Here is a 25811-nt window from a genome sequence, read left to right on the forward strand (position 1 = left end):
TACATGAATAGTAATGTATAAAAATACATCTGCTTTTAACTTTAAAGCGACTGAGATAGCCGCCTTAAAGCAAAAGGCAAAAAGGCATTTTGTTTTTAACGAGTATTAAAAAATTCTTATTTAAATGAAATTTTATTAGTTGTTTCCCTTTTTTTCTCGTCGATGATTTTTGTATAGATCTGAGTGGTCTTTATGTTTTTATGTCCAAGCATTTTAGATACGGTAAAAATGTCAGTACCTGCTGCCATCTGTAATGTTGCATAGGTATGGCGAAAGCAATGAAATGTAATATGTTTCTCAATTGATGCGTCTTTAACCCAAAGGGGAAGCAGCCGGTCGACATCCCATTTTTTTAAATCATAAAAGACTATTTTATGTTGTTCTACTTTTTCACCTAAGAACTCGAACGCTTCATGAGAAATAGGAAGGGTTACCGGTCTATCAGTTTTTTGCTGCTTAAATCTAATGTAATATCCTTCACTTTTACTATACTGCACTTCGTCCCATGTAAGTTTTACTATATCGGAATAGCGTATTCCTGTTAGCAAAGAAAACATGCAGACGCGTTTGACAATTTCTTTTTTGCAAGGTGTTTTAAACAACTTTGAAGCTTCTTCCATAGTAAGGAAATTTCTTTGGGACTCCTGTTCCTTGATGCTTTCGACTGCAGCATTAACATCTGTTTGCAATAATCCTTTTTTGTAAGCTTTTCGTAGGGTGGCTTTGATCTTGTTAAAATAGGATAGGGCTGTGTTTTGAGCCAAAAAGCGGTCTTTTTTTCTTAGACATTTTGCCTTTAATATATATTCCCTGAAATCCTCAATAACAGTTACATCAATGTCTTGTATTAATAAATCCTCATTCTTGAGAAACTTTTCAAAGTGGATAATTGCATATTTCCAAATTTCAGCGTTATTCCCGGTTCTGCTTTCTGCTGTTTTTTTTAGATATTGCATAAATGACTTTTCTCCGATCTCTTTAAGACGAAGTTGCTCCTGCTCAAATGGGGTATAGATTTGTGGCTTATTTACTTCGTTAAACCTATTGGCACAAATAATTTCGGCCTTATGTAGATTTTCGGAATTCATGGTCTTTTCAAAACCATTTTTTGGTTTTTGCACGAGGTATAAGCTTAAATATTCTCTGCGCGAAAATTCACGAGTTTTGGCGTTATAGATTGGAGGGAAAAAATCAAGATATAACGTAATCTTTCCACTAGGCAGCGTCCTTTTTCTTAGTGTAACATTTATATTTTTCATCTTCCTGCAGCATTAAAAATTATATCGATATCCTGTTTGGCTACACAGGTGAATTTTCCAACGGAATATTTTACTATACCCTGTCGTTGAATCAATAGATAGAGAGCTCCCGAAGAAATATTGTATTTCTGTTGAATTTCGGTTATAGTATAGCAGTTGTCAAATCCAGGAAATTGCTGTCCAGTCTTCAAAGTAACATCCTGAATGGGAATTGCAAAGAAAGCCTCAAGGTCACATCTACGAATAACTGTTCGATTGCCAAACTTTGCAATGTCCAGATGTCCATTGTTAACTAGCCTATAAATGGTACTCCGGCTGATTCCGAAAAGTAGGCTAGCCTGAGTGATTTTCAGAAACTCAAGCGGCTTTATTTTTTCCATATCTGTGTTTAAAAGCTGAACGGTCTCGTTATTGCTTTTTTCTACTTTTCCTTTGCGCACCATTGATTTATAACCTCTGCTGTTGCAAATATGTGAACAATAACGGGTAAGTGTTGTTCTGGCTGTGAACTGTTTTTTGCAGTGCTCACAAATTCTTATAACCTCAATTTTAGAACTCATAATGTGACTAATTTTGTGTCCCATCGTGTCTATGTGTCTCTCTATGTGTCATAATTTCGCCAAAAAAAAATCCAAAGTGGAAAATTATTTTCGTGGTACAATAATGGTACAAAAAAGAACAAATTATCTGCAAATAAAATTATATAAACAGAAAAATGAATCCCAGTTAAAATGTTGTTTTATAATAGTTTAACTGGGATTTTTTGTTTTACTTAGTGATGTTTTGTGAAATCTATTTCCCAATACAAAAGTTCGCGAAAATATTCCCCAACAGCTCGTCATTTGTGACCTGACCGGTGATTGTCCCAAAATGGAACAACGCTTCCCGAATATCAAGTGCCATCAAATCACTGGACAAATTGGTTTCCAATCCAAATTTCACTTTTTGGATTTCGTCCAGAGCTTTCAGTAAAGAATCGTAATGACGAGTATTGGTAACAATAGTTTCATTATTGCGCAAAGCACCAGTATTTACAAAAGAAATAAGCTGATTTTTGAGTTCTTCAACACCTATTTTATGTTTTGCAGATATCGTTTCAAGGGTAACGTTTAAAGTTTCAAGTTGTTTTCTAATATTTTGGACTTCATCATCCGTAAGCAAATCAACTTTGTTTATTACAACCAATAAAGGTTTTAAAGGGTATTTATTTTTAACTTTTTCGATTTCTGTAATATAATCAAAACCAGAAGTCTTAAATTTTAAACCATCAAACAAAAAGATAACAACCTGAGCCTGCTCAATTTTTTCGAAAGTTTTTTTAATACCGATACTCTCTACAACATCTTCTGTTTCACGAATTCCGGCAGTATCAATGAATCTAAAACCAATTCCGTTAATGACCAATTCGTCTTCAATCGTATCTCGGGTAGTCCCTGCAATTTCCGAAACAATGGCGCGTTCTTCGTTCAGTAAAGCATTCAGTAAAGTAGATTTCCCTACATTGGGTTCACCCACAATCGCCACAGGAATACCATTTTTGATAACATTACCAACGGCAAACGAATCGATTAGGCGCTTTAGAACAAATTCGATTCGGTTCAATAATTCGTGAAATTGGCTTCTGTCGGCAAACTCAACATCTTCTTCGGCAAAATCCAATTCGAGTTCGATGAGCGAAGCAAAATTCAAAAGCTCTTCTCTTAATTTGGCAATTTCGTTAGAGAAACCGCCACGCATTTGCTGCATCGCAATTTGATGAGAGGCTTCATTGTCTGACGAAATCAAATCGGCAACGGCTTCGGCCTGAGACAAATCAAGTTTACCGTTCAGGAAAGCTCTCAAAGTAAATTCCCCCGGATTGGCCATTCTACATCCTTTACGGAGCAATAACTGAATAATCTGCTGTTGAATATAAGTCGAACCGTGACAGGAAATCTCAATAGTGTTTTCGCCGCTATAAGAGTTAGGGCCTTTGAAAACAGAAACCAGAACTTCGTCCAGCGTTTTTTGGTCATCTACAATATGCCCTAAATGGAGGGTATGTGATTTTTGTTGTCTTAAATCTTTGTTTTTTATAGATCGAAAAACCGACTGTCCTATAGCAATGGCGTCTTCGCCAGAAATTCGAATTACGGCAATGGCTCCAGCTCCCGAAGGAGTGGCTAAAGCAACTATAGAATCGTTTGGGATCATAACAAAAAATTTATGCAAAAGTAAGCAAAACTTACCAGCTTACAAGTCTTCAAAATCTATGCATAAAATGTTATTTTTTTATTAAAAAGAAATCAAAATGACAATTATCATGCTTTGTTTTTAGAAGTTTTGTAACTTTAGGTGAAATATTGAAATTCAGTAAATTAGCGAAATATGAAAAAAATATTGTTCCCGACAGATTTTTCAGAAGTTTCAAAAAACGCCTTTATTTATGCTTTAAAATTGGCCGACGCAATAAGCGCTGAAATTGTTACTTTGCACGTTTATGAATTGGATTCGCCTGCTTATTTGGATGTTTCCATCTATTTGCAAGATATTTATGAATATGAAGAATTAAGTGATTTTGAAAATTACAAGGACGAAGTTCCTGTTTTGAGGAAGATTGCCGAAGAGAATAATCTGGGGCACATAAAAATGAATAACGTTCTTGTACAAGGCTATTTAGTGAATGAAGTAGTCAAACTTTCCAAAAAGGAAAACATAGACTTTATTGTGATGGGAACTAAGGGTGTGACCCATCTTCGTGAAGTGTTTTTGGGAACAGTGACTACAAAAGTAATGAATGAATGCAATGCTACAGTCCTTGCCATTCCGGAAAAATGCAGTTATGTGCCTATTGAAAAAATATTGTTCAACACCAGATTTAAAATGACTGATATCGAGCCCTTAAAAAAAGTGGTGGCTTTGGCCAATGTGTTTCACTCGCATATCGATTGTTTGAATATAAAACCCCCACATAGCGTCTATAATGACGATTTTGTGGTCGATTTCAAGAGCGTTTTCAAAGATGAGGATGTCGATTTTCATTCTGTTTTGGGTAACGATATCGAAGGGATAATTTTAGATTTTATTGAAAAAAACAACATAAATATGGTAGCTATTCACGAACGGCACAGAGGCTTTTTCGAAAAACTATTTCAGGTAAGCCTTTCCAAAAAGCTAACATTTCATATCAATATCCCAATTTTGTCCGTTCATTAAACCTACCAATTTTTAAAATTTGGGCGTGCCCCAGTTGAGCAAAGGGGCTTTATACAAAACGTTTATACGCCCCTTTGCTCAACTGCGTCGGGCTGTTCGGGCTACTTCGGTAGCTTCCTGCCATCCCTCACGCAAAATCTGCAAAACAACAAGTAATCGTGCAAAAAGGAAGTTCCTGCGATTATTTGGTAAGAGAATCAAAATAGTAAACGAGTAGTTTTTCAAAATTTAACCTATAATTCACTCAAAATGAAAAAGATTTTATTTCCCACCGATTTTTCTGAAGTAGCTAATAACGCTTTTATCCACGCATTGGAATTTGCAAAAATTGTAAAAGGAGAGCTTTTGTTATTGCATACTTTCGAACTGCCTATTGTCGATAATCAATTTATTCCGGATAACTACTATACTATTTTTGATTCTTTACAATTGGCACAATTTGATATGTTCAAAGAGGAAATCCCCAAACTTCGTGAACTGGCAAAGAAAAGAAACCTGGATCACATTAAACTAAGTCATAAACTTATGGACGGTGATTTAATTTATGCAATTAAACAAGTCGTCAAAGAAGAAAATATTGATTTTGTTGTGATGGGAACTTCAGGTGCTACGGGTTGGGAATCGTTTTTTGTTGGTTCCAACACGGGTTCCGTCGTTACTGCTGTCGATGTCCCCGTTCTTAGTGTACCCGCTGAGGCACAATACGATAAGATTAAAACGATTGGTTTTACCACTCGATTCAGGGAGAAAGACAAAGCACCACTGAAACAAGTCATCAAAATCGCCAAAAAAACATTAGCCGAAGTAAACTGTTTGTATGTAAAAACCAATAAGTCTGATGTTTCAGATGAGACAATAAACCAATGGAAAACCGAATTTGAAAAAGAACCTGTTAAGTTCACAATCATAAATAGTGATTTGGTCAAAGAAACTATTATGGATTTTGTATCTCATAAAAACATTGATATTTTGGCGATGATAACCCATAAACGAAATTTCTTCTCCGAATTGTTTAGTCCAAGCCTGACTCAAAAAGTATCCAATACTTCAGTTGTTCCCGTATTGGCGATGCATGAAGAAGGTTGATTTTAGATTACAGATTTAGGATTTTAGATTTAGGATTTTAGAATTGATATTGTAATTGATATTGAAATTGTGATTCCCTACATTTGTATATCATTACAATAAACGATGGATATATATAAAAGCAATAGTCAAAACTATTCTGAGGATTTAAAGAAAATAAATGCCAAATACAATACAATTAGTTTTATCAGATTGATAAGTGGTTTACTGTTATTAGTAAGCTTATACTATTACATAAAAACCGGAGAATCAATGTTTGTTGCCACGGCAATAGCGTTGTTTTCCGGTTTTCTCGTTTTGATGCGAATCCATTCGAAATTGTCTTTTCAAAAAAAGATAAAAAGTGCATTGGTAGCAATCAACGAGAATGAAATAGCTTATTTGGAGCGAAAATCAATTCCTTTTGAAAATGGATCCGAATTCAATGACTTTCATCATCCGTATGCTTATGATTTGGATATTTTTGGAGAACATTCTTTATTTCAAAACCTAAACAGAACTGCCACTTTTATTGGAAAAAAAACGTTGGCAAAGCAATTATTGACGCTTTTGCCGAATGAAGAAATACTGGAAAATCAGCAGGCTGTAAAGGAATTAAAGGAGAAGCTGAATTGGAGACAGGAGTTTTTGGCAATTACCAAAGTAGGTCAAGACTCTGAAGGATTTTATAAAACCCTGTTGCAGTGGAGTGTCTTTAATAGTAAGCCTTTGTCTAAAGGAGCTGTCATTATTTCATATTTGTTTCCAGGGCTGCTTTTATGTTGTTTTCTGGGGTATATGATAACTTCAAATACGACTTTTCTTTCTTATTTATCATTTCTGTTTGTTTGCAATTTGATGATTTTAGGGAATTTTACAAAGCGGATTCAAATGGAAATTGCTCAATCCGAAAATATCAATACAATAATCAGTCAATACAGCTTGTTGGTTCAAAAAATTGAAAACGAAAATTTTAAGTCGAAGAAACTGAAAGATTTGCAACAAAAATTAAACTTTAAAAACCAAAAGGCTAGTGCACATCTTAAAAAACTAGCAGAGTTGTTTTCTAATATGGAAACTATCGGGAATTTTGTTACTGCTTTATTGTTTAACGGAACATTTCTTTTTAATCTTCATGTTTTAAAATCAATGATTGCTTGGAAAAAAGAACACGCTCCTGTTTTGAAAGAATGGTTGGAGGTCATTGGCGAATTTGAAATGCTAAACAGTTTGGCAAATTTCTCGTATAATAATCCAGATTTTGTATTTCCTACATTGAATTCTGATTTTAAAATTGATTTTTCTAATTTAAGCCATCCTTTATTGAACCCGAAAACAAGGGTAGGGAATGAGGTGCAGTTTTATCCGCAATCTTTCATGATTTTGACGGGATCCAATATGTCCGGCAAGAGCACTTTCCTGCGCAGTTTAGGAATTAACATGGTACTTTCGGGGATTGGCTCTCCTGTTTGTGCGAGTCAGGCAAATGTGCATCCACTTCCTGTTTTGGTTTCTATGCGACTTTCAGATTCGTTATCTGACAGCGAATCTTACTTCTTTGCTGAAATCAAACGATTAAAGCAAATCATGGATGAATTGGAAATAAGACCTGCTTTTGTCCTTTTGGATGAAATTCTGCGTGGGACTAATTCTGATGATAAACGAAATGGAACCATTGAAGTGGTCAAAAAAGTAATTGACAAAAAAGCAATCGGAGCCATCGCCACACACGATATAGAAGTGTGTTTGACTACTAATGAATTTCCAGATATTCTTACCAACAAATGTTTTGAAGTTGAAATTTTCAACAATGAATTGCATTTTGATTACAAACTTCGTGAAGGTATTTGCAAAAATAAAAGTGCTACTTTCCTGATGAAAAAGATGGGAGTTATTTAAAAAAGTAATTTATTTCAAATATTTATCCTTGGTAGAAATTTCCTTTTAAAAATTGTATTTAAAATATTGAATTTTAATAATTTAAGTGAGAATAGAAATATTTTTTTGTTCTTCTATTAACATTATTATTGTCTAAAATGAGCTTCCCTGCCACAATTTTAACTTCTAATTTGAGTTTATTACAATAGCAAGTGTTGTAATCTACATCTCAACACTTCTTAGATACATTAAACAAACATCGATATCAAGCAATATTGATTTGAAGTTTTTTTTGTAATTATTATTGATTTTGAGGACTGCTGTTTTTAATTAATAATGAAAAGATGAAAGGAAAAATTATTACTTTGATACTGTTTTTTGTCTTAATCATTTCTTGTTCGAAAGAAGATGATGGAGGTGAAATGACAGTGGGTGGAAATCCAGTTGCCAATAATCAAAAAACTTTAGGGGCATCTTCCCATGATTTATTGGCTGATGATACTTTCAAAAGTATGGTCATCGAAGTGGCTTATGTTCAGGGGTATGAGCCTTCAGCAACAGCAATCAATAATTTTGTTGCTTTTTTGACTGAACGAGTGAATAAACCTCTTGGAATAAATGTTGTAAAAAAGCCTATTGCCTCACCGGGAAAGGCGACGTTTACCAATCAGGATATTGTTGCGATTGAAGATGCCAACAGAACCGAATACAATTCTTCAAACCAAATTGCTGTCTGGGCTTTTTTCGTTGATGGAGCGTCGTCCAGTAATACGAGTACTTCCTATATTCTGGGAACGGCTTACCGAAATACTTCTTTTGTAATTTTTGAAAAAACGATTCAAGGATTGAGTGATAGTCCATTTGAACCCAATAGAAGTTTATTGGAAACGACTGTTATCGAGCATGAATTTGGCCACATACTTGGGTTGGTTAATTTGGGAGCAAAAATGCAAACTAATCACGAAGATACTGTTCATGCCAAACATTGCAATGTACAAAGTTGTTTGATGTATTGGGATTCAGAATCTGGAAGCAGTATTGGTAATATGGTCTCAGGTGGAACGGTTCCAAAATTGGATTCCCAATGCCTAGCCGACTTAAAAGCTAATGGAGGAAAGTAAAATTTAGAATATAGAAATTAGAACACAGAAATTAGAAATTTAAAACAGAAAACAAAAAAGCATGAAAAAAGCAACCTACTTAGCAATAGCTTTAGTTTTTGGGGGAATAACAGTATCTCAAGCGCAAAATTATAATCGTAAAATGAGTGGAGGAATAAAAGGAGGCTACAATTTGGCCTCAGTAAGTTTTGATGGCGACGGCGAAACAGATCGGCGTCATGGATTTCATATTGGGGTTTACGGAGAATCTTTTATCAGTGAAAACTTTTCTATCCAACCTGAATTATTGTATTCACAGCAAGGATATGAGATAAAAGATGCCAGCGGAACTTTCAAACAAAAATTAGATTACATCAATTTTCCAGTAATGCTTAAAGCTTATCCTTCAAAGAATTTCTTTTTGGAAGTTGGTCCGCAAATTGGGTTAGCTATTAAGCATAAAGAAGAATATGATGGATTTTTTAGTAGTTCCCAGGAGTATAACCCAGATAGTTTTGATTGGGGAATGAATTTTGGTGCAGGATTTAAAATGAATTCTAATATAAGTTTTGGAGCACGTTATCATTTAGGTTTAGGAGATTTATATGATAGCAGTAAAGCATATAATCGAGTTTGGCAATTTTATGTTGGATTTGATTTATAGTGCCAATTCTATTTTTATAATAAACAAGAAAAAGGATTTGATAATTCATAAGTCAAATCCTTTTTTGATTTTGGTGAAAAGAAAAAAGACCAAAAAACTGGTTAGGAATTTCGGTCTTTTCAGATATAAAAATTGGTTTTGGTTAGTTTAGTGTTTTGTGGTAACTAGCTGTTTAGCATAACTGGCATTACAAGCATTGTTACGGTTTCGCCATCTTCTAATCCGTCAATTGGGGTTAGAATTCCAGCTCTGTTTGGTAATGACATTTCGAGCATTATCATATCTGATTGCAAGTTGTTCAACATTTCAGTTAAGAAACGGGAGTTGAAACCGATTTGCATATCGTCTCCTTGATAATCACAAGTCAATCTTTCTTCTGCTTTGTTTGAGTAGTCGATATCTTCAGCAGAAATGTTTAATTCGGCTCCTGCTACTTTCAAACGAATTTGGTGTGTTGTTTTGTTAGAGAAAATAGCAACACGACGTACTGAACTCAACAATTGAGAACGATCCATCATTAATTTGTTAGGGTTTTCTTTTGGGATAACCGCTTCGTAATTCGGATATTTTCCATCAATTAAACGACATAATAAGATGTAGTTGTCAAAAGAGAAAGTTGCATTCGAATCGTTGTATTCTATTTTTACTTCAGCATCAGAGGTGCTTAAGATACTTTTTAAAATGTTCAAAGGTTTTTTTGGCATAATAAACTCAGCCACTTGTGATGCTTTTACATCAGAGCGTGCGTATTTAACCAATTTGTGTGCATCTGTTGCCACAAAAATCAAGCCTTCTGGAGAAAATTGGAAGAAAACTCCAGACATCACCGGACGCAAGTCGTCATTTCCTGCAGCGAAGATGGTTTTGCTAACTGCAGTTGCCAAAACATCAGCAGGAACAAGTGTTACAGATGGTTCGTCTAAGTTTACAGATTTTGGAAATTCTTCTCCCGGAGCATACGCCAAAGCATATTTTCCTGAATTGGAACTGATTTCTATAGTACTGTTTTCTTCTACAGTAAAAGTTAAAGGCTGTTCCGGAAAGGTTTTAAGGATTTCCAATAATAATTTTGCAGGTACAGCAACACTTCCTTTACTGGTAGAATCGATAGATAATGAGGCAGACATAGTAGTCTCCAAATCGGATGCCGAAACAGTTAATTCGTTATTATTTAATTCAAATAAGAAGTTGTCCAAAATTGGTAAAGTATTGTTATTGTTGATAACGCTACCTAAAACTTGTAATTGTTTTAATAAGTACGAACTCGATACTATAAATTTCATCTGTATTGTTTTGTTTTAATGATGTACTTTTTTTGAACCAAAATTTAAAATACACTTTACAAATATATTGTAAACTATTCTAGTATTGCAAATTTTTTATTAACATCTATTTACTGTATTTTCTTTTTCTCAGAAATGTAAATCCAAGGCCAAAAAGGGTTAGGATTAAGATTGGAAGCCCGATAGTTATGAATTGTGTATAGGTATAGTTTTCATACACTTTTTCTTTATCAAGCAAAGGCAAATCTAAATCTTTACTTCGAATGTTAATAAGTCCGGTGTCATCCAATAGATAATTGACACAATTCATCATAAAATCTTTGTTGTCGTATAAGTTTCCAGATCGTTGGTCATAGCCCAATTCTACCGGTTGTCCTTGTTTGTCCAATTGGTTTTTAATAATATCTCCATCCGAAATCACGATCATTTTGCTTTCTTTTCCTTCGGTTTGGAATGATTTTTCTTCAAAAGGCAGAACACGGTTTTGAAACATCGAATGAAAAGAGCCTTCCAGTAAAACCGCCATTGGTATATTTCCTTTATTAAGATAATCAGCAGGAGAAGTTTTTTCAGAAACCATATTCAGGCTGATAGGTACCGGTGTTCCAATTTTTTTGGAATATGGGGAAGATTGTAATAAAACTGTTTTCTTGATTCCGTTTTTCAATGTGTCAATCGCATTTGCAAAATCAAATTTGATTCCTCCCAGATTTTTAACAATCGGATGCTTGCTGGTAGGATAAACTTGTGGTGCAAACTTCCAGATAAAATCCTGATATTGGGTTCCGCTTCCTTGTTCACCACTAGCCAGTTTTATAGGGCTTCCTTGTTCATCTTTAATCAAGTCCGGATTGATACGCACTCCGTATTTGAAGAGCATATCATTAAGGTTTAAGTCTTTTGGGAAAGCCAAAGTTGCTCCTGACGGATTGTATAAACTGTCCATTTCGGCATTGACTTGTTCAACAAGCCAAAGCGTTTTTCCTCCGTGGATAATGAATTGGTCCAATACCAGTTTTTCTTCATCGGAGAAAGCTTCAGTTGGTTTTGCAATAACAGCCAAATCATAATCCTGTAATAATTTTAATGTTCCATTAGGATTTTTGGCAACTGAATCCAAAGTAAAAGGAGCAATGAAATAACTTTCGCGCACCTGCAACAGGAATTTAGCAATGTATCGTTCCTGAAGTTCACCATTTCCTTTAATGATGGCAACTTTCTTTTGTTTGTTTTTGGAAATTTTATTGATTCCATCTGAAATAGAATATTCAAGATGCTGAACGGAACCAATCACTTTTTGAGTGGTATTCGCCCCCATAATGTTTTTCAACAGCGGAATATTAACTTCTTTATTGTTGTAAACAGCAATTGCCCAAGGGAAAACCATCGATTGTGATTGCTTTCCTTTGTCGTCAACGGTAATATTTATTGGAGTAAGCCCTTTTCGGTATAACTCTTTAATATTCTCCATACTTTCGTCTTTGTTTTCCAAAGGATCCACAAATTCGATGATGATATTAGAATTATAGGCTTGAAATTCTTCCAAAAGTTGTTTGGATTCCAATTGTAATCGTTTGAATTCGGCAGGTAATTCTCCTTGGAGATATACTTTTATGGATAAAGGATTCTTTACATCTTTAAGAATCTTTAAAGTTGTAGGGGATAGGGTATAACGATGATCTTGAGTTAAATCAAAACGATGAAAAATAAAATTGCTTGCAATGTTTAAAACCAATACAACCGCAACAGTTATCAATACCGATTTGACATTTTTTATATTGAATGCTTTCATTACGATTTAATAGATTTTAGATTAAACACTGTGAACGAAAGAAATAAAACGGCAATACTAACGAAATAAATCACGTCTCTGGTGTCTATAACGCCACGGCTCATACTCTTGTAATGATCCTGCATTCCAAAATAGGAAATCAAAGAAGAAAAACTTGGTAAAACGGAAGCTAATCCTTGAAATCCAAAATAGAGGAAGAAGCACAGGAAAACAGCGATTATAAAGGAAACAATTTGATTCTCTGAAACCGATGAAGTAAAGATTCCAATAGCTGAATAAGCGGCTATTAAGAACAATAATCCAAAATAAGAGCCCAAAGTACTTCCTATGTCAAGATTTCCTTCGGGTGAACCTAAATTCGAAACCACTTCGACATAAATAACGGTTGGAATAATAGCCATAAGTATTAGTAGAAAAGCACCTAAGAATTTTCCGTTTACAATTTCCCAGATACTAATAGGTTTTGTGAGCAATAATTCGAGCGTTCCTTGTTTTTTTTCATCCGAAAAACTGCGCATGGTTACTGCGGGAATTAAGAAAATTAAGATCCATGGAGCCAAAGTGAAAAATGGTGTTAAATCAGCAAAACCAGTATTTAAAATATTGTAATCTCCTTCGAAAACCCAAAGGAATAATCCGTTTCCAATCAAGAAAAGAGCGATTACCAAATACCCGATTGGAGAACCAAAAAAGGATTTTATTTCGCGAAATACGATTGATTTCATATGTGTAAAATTTATTTATTATAGGTCACATATGGTATCGCCATTTTACTCATCGGTGTTTGCTTGCGCAAACTTGCTGTTAATGGCGATTTCATATTTGTTTGTTGCCGTAAAGGCATTAAGATTTATTGTCGTTTTTGTCAGAAGGATGCAAATATAGTAAGTTTTTTAATCTGACATCTGAAATTATCTATTCTAAACTCACTAATTTATCGACACTCCAAGCTTCGGGTTTAGCATTGAATAATTGCTTGGTAAATGTCCATACTTTATCGAAAAGTTCAGAATTTCTATAATTTTCTAAATCAGCTTCTGTTTCCCAATAACTATAGGTAAAGAAAATACTCTTATTGTTTTTGTCCTGATACAATTCGAGGAAACGATTTCCGGGAGCATTTCGAATTTGATTTTTCATTAAGTTGAAGTTTTCCAGAAAGGCAGGAATATTTTCCTCATGAAAACTCAGTTTTACTATTCGTACAAACATTTGATTTTAGATTTCTGATTAAGGGTTTTTGATTTTAGATGTGATAAATTAGGTGTTTTCTTTGTTCTATATTTCTATTTTTAAAATCTTAATACTCGATTCTTAGTACTTAGCTTTTAAATTGAATAGAAACCACATCTCTATAATTAAGTCCGAGTAAAGTACTGGCTGATCCTACAGTTAAAGGGTTGCTTCTGAAAATAGCAATTTCGAGAAAACCGGCTTCATTGAAAATAGCCAATTTTTGACCTTCATAATATTTTACAGGATATTTATCAGAACTTGCAATGGCTGAATAATAAGGCAAAATAGTTTTGATAGATTGATTTCTGTATGTGATTTCGTAATCCCTTCCTTTGGCAGTTTCCAGAAACTGCTTTTTGGTAATATTGGTTACCACATTCCCAAAATGGTCAATATAAATTACATTTCCTTTTAGTTGATTCCCGTCATCCGAAAGAGTTACCTGTAAATCGGTTACTTGTTTTAGGTTTTGGATTTCTTTTCCAATAACATTGAGGACACCGCCTCTTGCGATATGACAAGCTACTTTTACAAAAACATCCAAATCGGTTGCATCGTTGTGTAATCGGTCGTGAATGGTAATGGCTACTATTTTTTGAGGAATAATTTTTTGCGAAAGCATACTCAATATTCCATTGTCAGCTGCAACAAAAAAATGATCGTTCCATTGCATGACAACATGTTGATTTTCTTTGTTAAACTCAGAATCGACACCAATGATATGAACAGTTCCTTTCGGGAAACTATTGTAAGAGGCCGAAATGATGTAGCTGGCTTCTGCTGTATTGAAAGGGTCGATATAATGGGAAATGTCAACAATTGTAGCCTCAGGATGCTCGGATAATATTTTACCTTTTAACGCACCAACAAAGTGATCTTTCAGGCCATAATCGGTAGTAAGGGTAATTATTGACATAAAATTGTTTATAACTATTGTACTTTGTGGGCAATGAAACTTTTTTTTTACTAAATTTGAAATATGCAAATCTAGAATATTTTACAATTTATTTGAACAGAATTTCATTAGAATTAAAAACAAAAATTTATGCCTAAGTTTATTTTTATTTTATTTCTTTTCTTTTGTAGTCTGCATTCTTTTGGCCAAAACGGTTTATCAAATACCACAACAGATAAATCTAAAGTTTTTGGTGAGTCAGTCAACGTAAAAAAAGGAAAAATAGAAGCTTTGACGAACAAAGATATAAATGAAACTGAGATTGATTTACTTATCAAAAACAATCTTTGTGAAATTTTAGCTATCAAAACTTCCGATTTATTGAATGAATCTATGTTAAAAAAATTTAAAGCCAACGTATAATTTAGAACTAGAATGACCAAAATTCTAGAAAGATGTTTTTTAGTGTTATTTACTGATTTAGAAATTAAAAACTGCGATGGAATACCGCAGCGTAAATATTAAAATTGATTTAAACTCAATTTATTAACTTAAAAACTTCTTATTTTGAACGAAAGAATAATCGAGCTCATCGACATTGCTCCAAAAGATTTTTGGGGCACTCAGGACTCACACTTAGAGTCAATCAAGAAATATTATCCAAAACTTAAAATCGTCGCAAGGGGAACTACTCTAAAGGCTTTTGGAGATAAAGATGTTCTCGACGAATTTGAAAAGCGGTTTCAGCGTCTAATGTTGCATTTTACAAGGTACAACACTATAGACGATAATGTAATCGAAAGAGTAATTCAGAGCGATGATCAGGATGATAGAAAAGCTTTTGACCATGACAAAATATTGGTTCATGGGGTAGGAGGGAAAATCATCAAAGCGATGACTCCTAATCAGCAATTACTGGTTGATACATTAAACAAAAACGATATGGTTTTTGCTGTTGGTCCAGCCGGTACCGGAAAGACCTATACAGGTGTTGCCATGGCTGTAAAGGCGTTGAAGGAGAAACAAGTTAAACGTATCATTTTGACCCGGCCAGCGGTTGAAGCTGGAGAAAATCTTGGTTTTCTTCCGGGAGACATGAAAGAAAAGCTGGATCCCTATATGCAGCCTTTGTATGATGCTTTAAGGGATATGTTGCCTAATGAAAAATTGGAAGATTATATCTCAAAAGGAATTATTCAAATTGCACCTTTGGCTTTCATGCGTGGACGGACACTAGATCATGCTTTTGTGATTTTGGATGAAGCCCAAAATACTACCCATTCGCAAATGAAAATGTTTTTGACCCGTATGGGAAAAAGCGCAAAGTTCATGATTACAGGTGATCCTGGTCAGGTAGATTTGCCTAGAAGAACAATTTCAGGACTTAAAGAAGCCTTGTTGGTTTTGAAGGACATTGACGGAATTGGTATTATTTACTTGGATGATAAGGATATTGTACGCCATCGATTGGTTAAAAAAGTAATCGATGCTTATAAACAAATTGAAAATAACGATTATTAAATGAAGATTTAATAGTAAAATCAAATTTAAAAAGGAGGATCTCAATTACAGAGTTTCTCCTTTTTCTTTGTAAAATTGAGAAGATTGTCAATTCAGTATCTGATTTACCAATTAAAGTTAATATATCGATATAATTGAGTTAAGAGCGGTTTATATCTGGGGAACTTTTTGGGTATCTTCTTGGAAAGCGATAAATTTGGGTGAAGTTAAAAATGAAATTGAAAATATAATGTCGAAGAAAAAAATAAAGGTAGTAATTAGCGATTTAGACGGTACATTACTTAACTCAGATCACACTATATCAGCCTATACCAAATCTGTTTTTCAGGAATTACATAAACAGAATTATCTTATTATTGTTGCAACTGGCCGTCACCACATGGATGCAATGGCAATCATCAGTAGTTTAGAACTTCCCGTTTATTTAGTGACTTCAAATGGAGCAAGAATTCATTCACCTCAAAAAGAACTCTTGTATTCTTATAACTTAAAATCGGATGCCGTAAAATCGATTTTGTCATTGGATATCGATCCGGAAATTACCACAGTTATTTTCAAAGAAACTGTTTGGCAAACTTCCAAAACCAATAAAAAGCTAAATGCTTTTCAAAAAGATTTGGCCTATCCACCAGAAGTGGTAGTTTTTTCTGAATTGGAAGATTATAGTGCAATAAAAATATTTTTCACACATGAAGATCATCAAAAATTGGTTAAATTAAAAAATCAAATTCTAGAGAATCATTCCGACGATTTTCATCATGCTTTTAGTTTGCCTATTTGTTTGGAATTTATGGATAAATCGGTTGATAAAAGTGTTGCCATTGCAAAGATTTTAGAAAAAGAAGGCTACTCTTTCGAAGAAGCCATTTCGTTTGGCGATGGTTTTAATGATGAAAGAATGCTTGATGCTGCCGGAATTGGTTTAATTATGGGGAATGCCCCTGAGAATTTAAAAAACAAATTGCCTCATCTGGAAGTGATTTCGAATAATAATGAAGATGGTGTAGCCCGATATTTAAGCGAAGCTTTAGAAGTATTTAGTATTTCGGTTAAATAAATGCAAAAGATTTTTTAGAATTCATTTTTTTGCTTCGAAAAGGTATTACTGTTTTAATCATAACTTTTTGTTTTTCTTGCGTTCTCTAGTAATTAATTTTAAATTTGCATCCATAAAAATAACAACACACTACAAATGAGCAATACGATTACCACTACCAATTTTAATTTTCCGGGTCAAAAATCAGTATATCGCGGGAAAGTAAGGGAAGTTTACAATATTAATAACGATTTACTTGTAATGATAGCTACTGATAGATTATCTGCATTTGATGTGGTTTTGCCAAAAGGAATTCCATACAAAGGACAAATTTTGAACCAAATTGCCACAAAGTTCATGGAATTGACCAAAGATATTGTACCTAATTGGTTGGTTGCTACACCAGATCCAAGTGTTGCAGTTGGTCATTTGTGTGAACCTTTCAAAGTAGAAATGGTAATTCGTGGATATCTTTCCGGACATGCCGCTCGTGAATATGCTCTAGGCAAAAGACAGATTTGCGGTGTGACAATGGCTGAAGGATTGAAGGAGAACGATAAATTTCCGGAGCCAATTATTACGCCAACTACAAAAGCAGATAACGGTGAGCATGATGCTGATATTTCAAGAGAAGCTATTTTGGCTAACGGAATAGTTACCGAAGAAGATTATTTGGTTTTGGAAAAATATACTCGTGCTTTATTTCAAAGAGGAACAGAAATCGCCGCTAGTCGTGGTTTGATTTTGGTGGATACCAAATACGAATTTGGAAAAACTAAAGATGGTGTTATTGTATTGATTGACGAAATACACACTCCGGATTCTTCCCGTTATTTTTATTCTGAGGGATATGAAGAGAGACAAAAGAATGGTGAAGAACAAAAGCAACTGTCGAAAGAATTTGTGAGACGTTGGTTGATTCAAAACGGTTTTCAAGGTAAGGAAGGTCAACAAATTCCTGATATGAGTGATGAATACATCGAATCTGTTTCGGATCGTTATATTGAATTGTATGAAAATATTATCGGCGAAAAATTTGTAAAAGCTGATATTTCGAATATTAATGAAAGAATCGAGAAAAATGTTTTGGCTTATTTAGCAAGCAGATAGTTGATTTTTAAAATATTTTAAAGCCATAATTCAGTTTTGAGTTATGGTTTTTTTTTATTAAAAAAGTTAAAAATTGATTCCAAAAAAAGCGGTAATGCCTGCTTTTTAGGTACTATCTTCAATTCCTAATTTATTTTGCTATTTTTTCTATATTTGTAAGACCGAGAGGAAGCTTCTTGCGATTATTCACTGGATGTTTACCTTGTGTAGCCTCAATTTATTGGGGCTATTTTTTTGCCATTGTGTCTTCTTCGAAGCCAATTGCCCGAGAGAAAAACTTTTGCTCATCTTCTTGGATATTCAACTGATAATCTTTATCGTAAGCCTGATTTTTATTCCATAAATGATAAATCATTGTCAAGAGTTTCTTTTGCACGGCTACATAACTTTTCATCTTTATACCATGTTTTTCATAAGTCCGATCGAATAAATCTTTAAATGGTTTTACCCCGCATTGAATAACCACTAAAGAAGGCATATGCAAAGCTCTTCTTATCCGGGAGTTCCCCCGCTTTGATATTTTTGTTTTCCCTACCCGTGTTCCCGATTGGGCTTCAACCACATCATATCCTGCATACGACACCAATTGTTTGTAATTTTTAAACAATGTAAATCCGTTAGTTTCTGCCAGAACAGTACTTAGGGTTAAAACTCCTAATCCTTTCAGCTGTAATATATTTTCAGCTTTACTGTTAACTTCCTGATCTGATTTTAAATGCATTTTAATTGCTTTATCCAATTCTTTAAGCTGTGTTTCAAATAGAGATATCGTCTGCTCTATTTGATTATTAACAGCATCTAATTGATGCATAGCAAATCCCAAAGCATCCAATTGATTTTTTAAAACCGTTTTTAATTCAACTACATTTTGATGCTGTCTGGTCAATAATCGCAACTGATAAAAAAAGGTTCCCATGGGCTGCCATAATTCCAGGCATTGTTCAGCTCCCATTTGAGAGAGTCCTTTGGCATCAATGCTGTCATTCTTTGATTTGAGTCCAATGGCTTCTAAATATTTTTTTGCTTTATTGGGTAAAATTATAGAAACGTCAAATCCTTTTCCAAACAGATAATAGGCGCAATTCTCATGATAAATACCCGTAGCTTCCATACAGATTACCACTGGAATTGATTCTTTTTTATGCTTTGAAATCCAATCTTCTAAAACTGCAAATCCTTTTAATGTATTCGGTATTATCGTACTGGATTTTACAATAACCTTTTGTTTTTCATCTATAACACTAATACAGGCATTAATTTTTTTGCTTGAAACGTCAAGACCAACAGAATACTTTAAATTCATAACTCTTTGATTTAATTTCAATAAACAAAATATTACACAAATCTTTGCTCATTTTTTATACAAGATCCAAATTCAAAATAAGGTCTTTAAGTACTATTGTGACTCGAAATGTAATAAAAACGAAGTGGAGTAACCTAATGTGTACAATATCATCTGCTGATGTATTTCGCCCCGATAGAATTTTGCCAATTCGTTTTGTTTATTAATTTGTTCTTATTTCAAAGATACGTTTTCATACTTTTAACCTATGTCAAAGATATGAGCCCTGATGGAGCCGGTATCCTCGTAGCGTAGCGGAGAGATAAAGGCAACAGCAGGAACCCATGCTTATTGATAAAGCCTGTTGTTTCGCTCCTTATTTTTTTGGATAAAGCAAAAAAAAACTCTTCGGGAGGAAGAGTTTGATGAAATTATTTTTTAGCAATGTCCTCCAGGACAGCTTTGTTCTCGTAATTAATCACTTTGATTATGATTTCCTGATTTTTTCTTGTTTTGCCTTCAATAACGTATAATTTTCCCTTTTTGTAAGGAACATTGCTTTGGTCAAAATCGACATCTCCAAGTTTAAGTGTGTTTTTGATATCAGTAGTGTCGATCCATTTTTGGGATAAAATTAGGGAAGCTTTATCGGAATAATGGAATGGTTTGGTTCTCAAATCATTCAAAACTCTTGCATTTGGAAAATAATTGCAACGGGTGTCTTTTCCGCTGAAAAACGCGGCAACTACAAATAATCCCATTACCAAACCTACCAAATAGTATGCAAAACGCTGTATGAAGTTCATATTCTAATTTTTGCGCAAAGGTAGGGTAAAGTTTAGTTAAAAAACAATTAAATTAATGTCGTTGTCCGGTAAATCAAACCATTCACCTATGGCTTTGTTGGTAAGGATACCATGATAGAGGTAAACCCCATTTTTTAGTCCGTTATTACAACGGATAGCGCTTTCAATTCCGCCATCTTCGGCAATTTGCAATAAATAAGGAGTGATGATGTTGCTTATGGAAAGCGAAGCTGTTTTGGAGTAACGGGAAGGAATATTGGGAACACAATAGTGCAATACATTGTGTTTTACATAAGTTGGTTTTTCGTGAGTTGTAACTTCAGACGTTTCAAAACAACCTCCTGTGTCAATACTGATGTCAACAATTACAGCCGCTTTTTTCATGTGTTCTACCATAGTTTCGGTCACAATAATAGGGCAGCGTTCTTGTCCCCGCATAGCACCAATGGCTACATCACAACGTCTAAGTGCCTTCAATAAAGATTTTTGCTGAATGGTCGAAGTGAAAATACGTTGGTTTAAGTTATTTTGCAAACGGCGTAATTTGGTTATTGAGTTGTCAAAAACTTTTACGCTGGCACCAAGGCCTAAAGCGGTTCTGGCAGCAAATTCTCCTGCAGTTCCTGCTCCAAGTATAACCACTTCGGTTGGAGCTACTCCTGTAATGTTGCCAAACAATAGCCCTTTACCAAATTCATTGGTGATCATTAACTCTGCTGCAATCAGTATCGAAGCGGTTCCTGCAATCTCACTCAATGATTTTACGGCAGGATAGGAGCCATCAGTATCTTTTAAATATTCAAAAGCGAGGGAAGTTATTTTTTTTCGAGATAATGCTTCGAAGTATGTTTTTTTTCGTGTTTTTAATTGAATGGCTGATATCAAAATGGTTTTTGGGTTCATCATTTCAATTTCAGAAACTGTTGGCGGTTCCACTTTTAAAATCATCGGACAACTAAAGACTTTTTTAGTGTCCTGTGTGATTTCGGCTCCGGCATCACTGTATTCTTTATCGCTGTAGCTGGAACTTACTCCGGCTCCAGCTTCAATCATTACTCTATGTCCTTGATAGGTAAGCGAATTCACTGCATCAGGTGTAAGGCAAATGCGTCTTTCTTGGTAACTGTTCTCTTTCGGAATTCCTATGAAAAGTTGGCTTTTGTGTTTAGCTATTTCCAGTTTTTCTTCCTGAGGCAGTAATTGTTCTTTTGTGAATGGACTTATAGACATTGATTTCATGATAAATTATTGGTACAATTTACAAAAATTGTATCGAATTTTACATTAATGATTTGTAAAATTCACACTAACTGATTTAGGCATAACGAGTGATAGTTGTTGAGATGCAATTATTACTCGTTGGTTTTAATTGTGTTTTTAAACTATTTTAAAACCAATGAACGCTCTCCGTTTGGTAATAATTCGATTGAAATTATTGAGTGTTGATGCGGAATTAAATTTTCAATTTTTTCTGGCCATTCGACAAAACACCAATTTCCTGAATAGAAATAATCGTCGACTCCCATATCCAAAGCTTCAGTTTCTTTGTTTAGTCTGTAAAAATCAAAATGATATATGGTTTGATTATTATCTGTTTGATATTCATTAACTAATGAAAATGTAGGACTGCTGGTGGCATCTTTAACTCCCAAAGTTTTGCAAAGCTGTTTGATTAAAGTTGTTTTACCAACGCCCATTTCCCCAGTAAACAGAATTACTTTGTTAGGATTTTGCTTTAAAATTTGTTGGGAAATGTCTTCCAGTTGTGCTATTGAAAATGTAGTAGTCATTTGTTTTTTAATATTCTGCGCTCAGCTTTTAAATGTTAGTCGACGGATTTTAGTATTCCGTTTTTTTAATCGGTTTTAAAGTGTCCAAATTTATTAATTTCTTAATAATTGATTGTTAAAAAAACGGAACATTGACTACTTTTTATTTTGGATTGAAAACCAAAAATGGAATAATCATTTCTTCCAATGAGATTCCGCCGTGTTGATAGGTGTTTTTATAATAGCTTACATAATGATTGTAGTTGTTTACATAAGCCAAAAACAAATCATTTTTTGCAAAAATATAAGAACTACTCATGTTTATCGCTGGTAAACCAATATTTTTAGGTTCTTTTACAGCATAGACGTCTTTTTGTTCATAAGTCAAACTGCGGCCGGTTTTATAGCGTAAATTTAAGCTGGTGTTTTTATCACCTACTACTTTTGATGGGTTTTTGACATTGATAGTACCGTGATCTGTAGTCAAAATTAATTTGAATCCTAATTTTTGGGCTTGTTGAATGATTTCGAGTAAAGGTGAATTTTTAAACCAACTCAATGTTAGTGAACGATAGGCTTTGTCATCAGAAGCTAGTTCTTTTACTACATCCATTTCCGTTTTGGCATGTGAAAGCATATCAACAAAGTTGTAAACCACAGTCACAAGATCGTTGTCTTTTAAGGATTTAAAGCTTTCGGCCAGTTTTTTCCCTTGGGCGAGGTTGGTGATTTTGAAATAATCTTCTTTTAAATCTAATCTTAAACGTTTGATTTGGGCAGTTAGAAATTCGGCTTCATACAAGTTTTTCCCTCCTTCTTCAGGATCGTTTTTCCAATACTGTGGAAATTGTTTTTCCATTTCAAGTGGTGTCAATCCTGAGAAAATGGCATTTCTGGCATATTGCGTCGCTGTTGGAAGTATAGAGAAATAAGGAACTTCTTTTTCAAGTTTGTAATAATTGGCAACAACACTTTCAAAAGCTTTCCATTGGTCGTATCGTAAATTGTCGATAACGATAAAAAGTACCGGTTTATCTTTTTTCTGAATTTCCGGTACGACTAATTCCTTGAATAAATTATGTGACTGTATTGGTTTGTCTGCTTTAGGTTGGAACCAATCAGCATAATTGCGCTCAATGTATTTTCCAAATTGCGAATTAGCTTCTACTTTTTGGGATTCCAGAATTTCTATCATTCCTTGATCGTCAATATCTTCTAATTCAAGTTCCCAAAAAAGGAGTTTTTTGTATAATTCCACCCAATCTTCATAGGAATTGACCATTGCCATTTCCATGGTAATTTTTCTAAACTCTTTTTGGTAATCCAGAGTTGTTTTTTGCGAAATCAATCGGGAATTATCAAGGTTTTTCTTCAAACTCAGTAAAATTTGGTTTGGATTTACAGGTTTGATAAGATAATCGGCTATTTTGGATCCGATAGCTTCTTCCATGATATATTCTTCTTCGCTCTTGGTGATCATAATCATCGGAACCGAAGATTTTTTTTCTTTCATTTCAGACAAAGTGTCCAAACCGCTCATACCTGGCATGTTTTCGTCAAGGAAAACAATGTCGAAATTATTTTCATCAAAAATATCTATGGCGTCACGTCCATTATTACAAGTAGTTACGCTATAATTTTTTTTCTCCAGAAATAATATGTGTGGTTTGAGCAAATCGATTTCGTCGTCAACCCAAAGTATTTTTATTTTATCCATTTCAGTATGTTTTTTGTGCAATTTACTTTTATAGAACTCAAATAATATTAAAAATAGTATAAAATTCATTAAAAAAAAATGCCCTGAGTCATAATTGATGTTGCAACCTGTAGAAATTAATGCTCATTATGGCTTTAAATAGTATTTTTGCGAAAAATAAAAATTGAACTATGTTATTTCTTATTCTGAGTGTGATTTGTAGCGTAACTGTAGGGGTGATTTTCAAAATTGCCCGGACTTATAAAACGCCTTCTGCGCAAATTGTTGCCTGCAATTATGTGTTTGCTTTAGCGCTTTGTTATTTGTTTTTTAGTCCTGATTTAACCGTTTTGGATAGTTCTTCGCCATGGAAAATCTTAATTCCGTTGGGTTTTTTGATGCCTGTGGTGTTTCTTTTTCTCGCGACTTCGATAAAACATATGGGGATCGCAAAAACCGATGTTGCCCAACGATTATCGTTGATTATCTCCATTATAGGAGCATCGTTGTTTTTTGGAGAACAATTTAGTGGACTTAAGCTGACTGTGCTTATGTTTGGATTTCCGGCAATAATACTTATTTTGGATAAACCTAGGGAGAACAAAGAAAGTAAATGGATTTACCCGGCTTTGGTATTGTTTGGCTTCGGAATAATTGATCTACTTTTTAAACAAATAGCCCTGACATCTTCACTTCCTTTTACCACATCGTTATTTGTTCTTTTTTCTATTTCATTGATTATAATGGTGTTTATTAATGGATATGAAATACTTTTTGTAAAAACCAAAATGGATTTAAAAAGTGTCATTTTCGGAGGTTTGGTTGGAATTTTCAATTTTGGAAACATATTTTTCTACCTCAAAGCACATCAGGCATTTGCCCAAAATCCTTCTACGGTTTTTGCAGGAATGAATATGGGAGTTATTATGATTGGAAGTCTTGTTGGGATTTTTGTTTTCAAAGAAAAAGTTACCAAGCTTAATTTAATTGGACTTTTATTGGCCTTATTCGCTGTTATTTTTATTGTTGCTTCACAGTTGAATTGATATAAGTTTTTGGAGCGAAAAAATTGGCTTTATCGGTTGACATGGATTCCCGCTGTCGCCTTTATCTCTTCTCTCGTCCCAAAAGACGAGATACGAGGATATCGGCTTTATCGGGCTAAAAAGCTGTCAAAAAGCTTACTTGTAGGTGTTTGTGATTGTTAATCTATTTAATTAGTGAGATCTACATGCTATTACCCAAATTGGAATTGTAATTTTTTTCATTCCGCATTTTTATTATATATTTGACGGATGTTATGGAAGTGGATTCTTTCACGTTTTGTAGCATAGGATTTATAAAAGAATTTTGACTAAATTGAAATGAGCATTGATATAAATTGGTTGTTGTGCCAATGTTGATATGCGACTCGAGCGAAAGCGACAGGTGAAATAATTAGCTGTGACCAATAAAAAAAACAATATAATTAACACATGAAATTACTAGAAGGAAAAGTAGCCATTATAACTGGCGCAAGTCGTGGAATTGGAAAAGGAATTGCCGAAGTTTTTGCAAAAAACGGAGCAAATGTAGCCTTTACTTATAGTTCATCAGTTGAGTCTGCTCAGGCTTTAGAAAACGAATTAAATGCCTTGGGAGTAAAAGCCAAAGGATATCAATCTAATGCTGCCGATTTTAACGAAGCGCAAACCTTTGTAGATGCAGTTTTGGCCGAATTTGGAACAGTTGATATTTTGATAAATAATGCCGGAATTACCAAAGATAATTTGTTAATGCGTATGTCTGAAGCTGATTTTGATCAAGTTATCAATGTTAACTTAAAATCGGTTTTTAATATGACTAAAGCCATTCAAAAAACTTTCTTGAAACAACGTGCCGGTTCTATTATTAATATTAGTTCTGTAGTAGGAGTGTCCGGAAATGCTGGTCAAACGAATTATGCTGCTTCAAAAGCAGGTGCGATTGGTTTTACAAAATCAGTAGCTTTGGAATTAGGTTCTCGTAACATTCGTTGCAACGCTATTGCTCCAGGTTTTATTGAGACTGAAATGACAGCAAAATTAAGCGAAGATGTTGTAAAAGGATGGAGAGAAGGTATTCCGTTGAAACGCGGAGGTTCTGCCGAAGACGTTGCTAATGCTTGTTTGTTCTTAGCTTCAGACATGAGTTCGTATGTTACCGGACAAGTATTGAATGTTTGTGGAGGAATGCTTACTTAAGA

24 protein-coding genes are annotated in these 25811 nt (G+C 34.2%); 11 read left to right on the plus strand and 13 right to left on the minus strand.

The window, feature by feature from the left end:
* Nucleotides 1-116 precede the first annotated feature (116 nt).
* The 3 genes from OZP12_RS10625 to mnmE all read right to left on the minus strand — a co-directional run bounded on the left by OZP12_RS10625 (nt 117) and on the right by mnmE (nt 3452).
* A complete protein-coding gene (locus OZP12_RS10625) occupies nt 117-1259 on the minus strand; it encodes a tyrosine-type recombinase/integrase (RefSeq protein ID WP_281224943.1) in 1143 nt (380 codons plus the stop codon).
* Nucleotides 1256-1819 carry a helix-turn-helix domain-containing protein gene (locus OZP12_RS10630; RefSeq protein WP_281224944.1) on the minus strand — a complete coding sequence of 188 codons (564 nt, stop codon included), beginning with the start codon at nt 1817-1819 and terminating at the stop codon, nt 1256-1258. Before OZP12_RS10630 ends, OZP12_RS10625 begins: the two co-directional genes overlap by 4 nt.
* A gap of 232 nt (nt 1820-2051) precedes the next feature.
* Nucleotides 2052-3452 (minus strand): tRNA uridine-5-carboxymethylaminomethyl(34) synthesis GTPase MnmE, encoded by a 1401-nt coding sequence (gene mnmE, locus OZP12_RS10635; protein ID WP_281224945.1) that lies wholly within the window; start codon nt 3450-3452, stop codon nt 2052-2054.
* Nucleotides 3453-3626: 174 nt separating this feature from the next.
* Here mnmE and OZP12_RS10640 point away from each other — a divergent pair, with 174 nt between their 5' ends.
* From OZP12_RS10640 to OZP12_RS10660, 5 genes are all read left to right on the plus strand, one after another.
* On the plus strand, nt 3627-4454 hold the full coding sequence (locus tag OZP12_RS10640; RefSeq protein WP_281224946.1) for a universal stress protein: 828 nt from the start codon (nt 3627-3629) through the stop codon (nt 4452-4454).
* Between the two features lie 249 nt (nt 4455-4703).
* Complete coding sequence (locus OZP12_RS10645; protein ID WP_281224948.1) at nt 4704-5540, plus strand: universal stress protein; 837 nt, start codon at nt 4704-4706, stop codon at nt 5538-5540.
* A gap of 105 nt (nt 5541-5645) precedes the next feature.
* A complete protein-coding gene (locus OZP12_RS10650; protein ID WP_281224949.1) occupies nt 5646-7418 on the plus strand; it encodes a MutS-related protein in 1773 nt (590 codons plus the stop codon).
* Nucleotides 7419-7741: 323 nt separating this feature from the next.
* The gene (locus tag OZP12_RS10655; protein ID WP_281224950.1) at nt 7742-8518 is read left to right on the plus strand and encodes a zinc metalloprotease; all 777 of its coding nucleotides are present in this window, start codon (nt 7742-7744) and stop codon (nt 8516-8518) included.
* 61 nt (nt 8519-8579) lie between these two features.
* The gene (locus OZP12_RS10660; protein ID WP_281224951.1) at nt 8580-9161 is read left to right on the plus strand and encodes a porin family protein; all 582 of its coding nucleotides are present in this window, start codon (nt 8580-8582) and stop codon (nt 9159-9161) included.
* Between the two features lie 164 nt (nt 9162-9325).
* Here the strand turns inward: OZP12_RS10660 and dnaN are convergent, their stop codons facing one another.
* The 5 genes from dnaN to OZP12_RS10685 form a co-directional block, all read right to left on the minus strand.
* Nucleotides 9326-10444, minus strand: a complete 1119-nt coding sequence (gene dnaN / locus OZP12_RS10665) for a DNA polymerase III subunit beta (RefSeq protein WP_281224953.1) — start codon at nt 10442-10444, stop codon at nt 9326-9328.
* A gap of 106 nt (nt 10445-10550) precedes the next feature.
* Entirely contained in the window at nt 10551-12236 is a 1686-nt protein-coding gene (gene gldG / locus OZP12_RS10670) for a gliding motility-associated ABC transporter substrate-binding protein GldG (RefSeq protein WP_281224955.1), read from the minus strand.
* Nucleotides 12236-12961, minus strand: a complete 726-nt coding sequence (gldF, locus tag OZP12_RS10675; protein WP_281224956.1) for a gliding motility-associated ABC transporter permease subunit GldF — start codon at nt 12959-12961, stop codon at nt 12236-12238. The genes gldG and gldF overlap by 1 nt, the downstream gene beginning before the upstream one ends.
* 190 nt (nt 12962-13151) lie before the next feature.
* Complete coding sequence (locus OZP12_RS10680) at nt 13152-13448, minus strand: putative quinol monooxygenase (RefSeq protein ID WP_281224957.1); 297 nt, start codon at nt 13446-13448, stop codon at nt 13152-13154.
* 109 nt (nt 13449-13557) lie between these two features.
* A complete protein-coding gene (locus OZP12_RS10685; RefSeq protein WP_281224958.1) occupies nt 13558-14388 on the minus strand; it encodes an SAM hydrolase/SAM-dependent halogenase family protein in 831 nt (276 codons plus the stop codon).
* A gap of 129 nt (nt 14389-14517) precedes the next feature.
* Here OZP12_RS10685 and OZP12_RS10690 point away from each other — a divergent pair, with 129 nt between their 5' ends.
* From OZP12_RS10690 to OZP12_RS10705, 4 genes are all read left to right on the plus strand, one after another.
* Nucleotides 14518-14790: a hypothetical protein gene (locus OZP12_RS10690; RefSeq protein WP_281224959.1), complete on the plus strand. Its 273-nt coding sequence runs from the start codon at nt 14518-14520 to the stop codon at nt 14788-14790.
* A 144-nt stretch (nt 14791-14934) separates the two neighbouring features.
* A complete protein-coding gene (locus OZP12_RS10695) occupies nt 14935-15888 on the plus strand; it encodes a PhoH family protein (protein ID WP_281224960.1) in 954 nt (317 codons plus the stop codon).
* Nucleotides 15889-16117: 229 nt separating this feature from the next.
* Complete coding sequence (locus OZP12_RS10700; protein WP_281224961.1) at nt 16118-16945, plus strand: Cof-type HAD-IIB family hydrolase; 828 nt, start codon at nt 16118-16120, stop codon at nt 16943-16945.
* Between the two features lie 135 nt (nt 16946-17080).
* Nucleotides 17081-18034 (plus strand): phosphoribosylaminoimidazolesuccinocarboxamide synthase, encoded by a 954-nt coding sequence (locus OZP12_RS10705; RefSeq protein ID WP_281224963.1) that lies wholly within the window; start codon nt 17081-17083, stop codon nt 18032-18034.
* Nucleotides 18035-18260: 226 nt separating this feature from the next.
* Here the strand turns inward: OZP12_RS10705 and OZP12_RS10710 are convergent, their stop codons facing one another.
* The 5 genes from OZP12_RS10710 to porX all read right to left on the minus strand — a co-directional run bounded on the left by OZP12_RS10710 (nt 18261) and on the right by porX (nt 23608).
* Complete coding sequence (locus tag OZP12_RS10710; RefSeq protein WP_281224964.1) at nt 18261-19337, minus strand: IS110 family RNA-guided transposase; 1077 nt, start codon at nt 19335-19337, stop codon at nt 18261-18263.
* 410 nt (nt 19338-19747) lie between these two features.
* A complete protein-coding gene (locus OZP12_RS10715) occupies nt 19748-20122 on the minus strand; it encodes a DUF4258 domain-containing protein (protein ID WP_281224965.1) in 375 nt (124 codons plus the stop codon).
* A 36-nt stretch (nt 20123-20158) separates the two neighbouring features.
* Entirely contained in the window at nt 20159-21352 is a 1194-nt protein-coding gene (locus OZP12_RS10720) for an alanine dehydrogenase (protein WP_281229056.1), read from the minus strand.
* Between the two features lie 152 nt (nt 21353-21504).
* Entirely contained in the window at nt 21505-21912 is a 408-nt protein-coding gene (tsaE, locus tag OZP12_RS10725) for a tRNA (adenosine(37)-N6)-threonylcarbamoyltransferase complex ATPase subunit type 1 TsaE (RefSeq protein ID WP_281224966.1), read from the minus strand.
* A 142-nt stretch (nt 21913-22054) separates the two neighbouring features.
* Nucleotides 22055-23608, minus strand: a complete 1554-nt coding sequence (gene porX / locus OZP12_RS10730) for a T9SS response regulator signal transducer PorX (protein ID WP_281224968.1) — start codon at nt 23606-23608, stop codon at nt 22055-22057.
* 170 nt (nt 23609-23778) lie between these two features.
* Between porX and OZP12_RS10735 the strand changes: the two genes are divergently transcribed.
* Nucleotides 23779-24633 (plus strand): EamA family transporter, encoded by an 855-nt coding sequence (locus OZP12_RS10735; protein WP_281224969.1) that lies wholly within the window; start codon nt 23779-23781, stop codon nt 24631-24633.
* Between the two features lie 429 nt (nt 24634-25062).
* A complete protein-coding gene (gene fabG, locus OZP12_RS10740; RefSeq protein WP_281224970.1) occupies nt 25063-25809 on the plus strand; it encodes a 3-oxoacyl-[acyl-carrier-protein] reductase in 747 nt (248 codons plus the stop codon).
* The last annotated feature ends 2 nt before the right edge of the window (nt 25810-25811 follow it).

It is taken from the genome of Flavobacterium aquiphilum (assembly GCF_027111335.1).
Classification (GTDB): Bacteria; Bacteroidota; Bacteroidia; order Flavobacteriales; family Flavobacteriaceae; genus Flavobacterium; species Flavobacterium aquiphilum.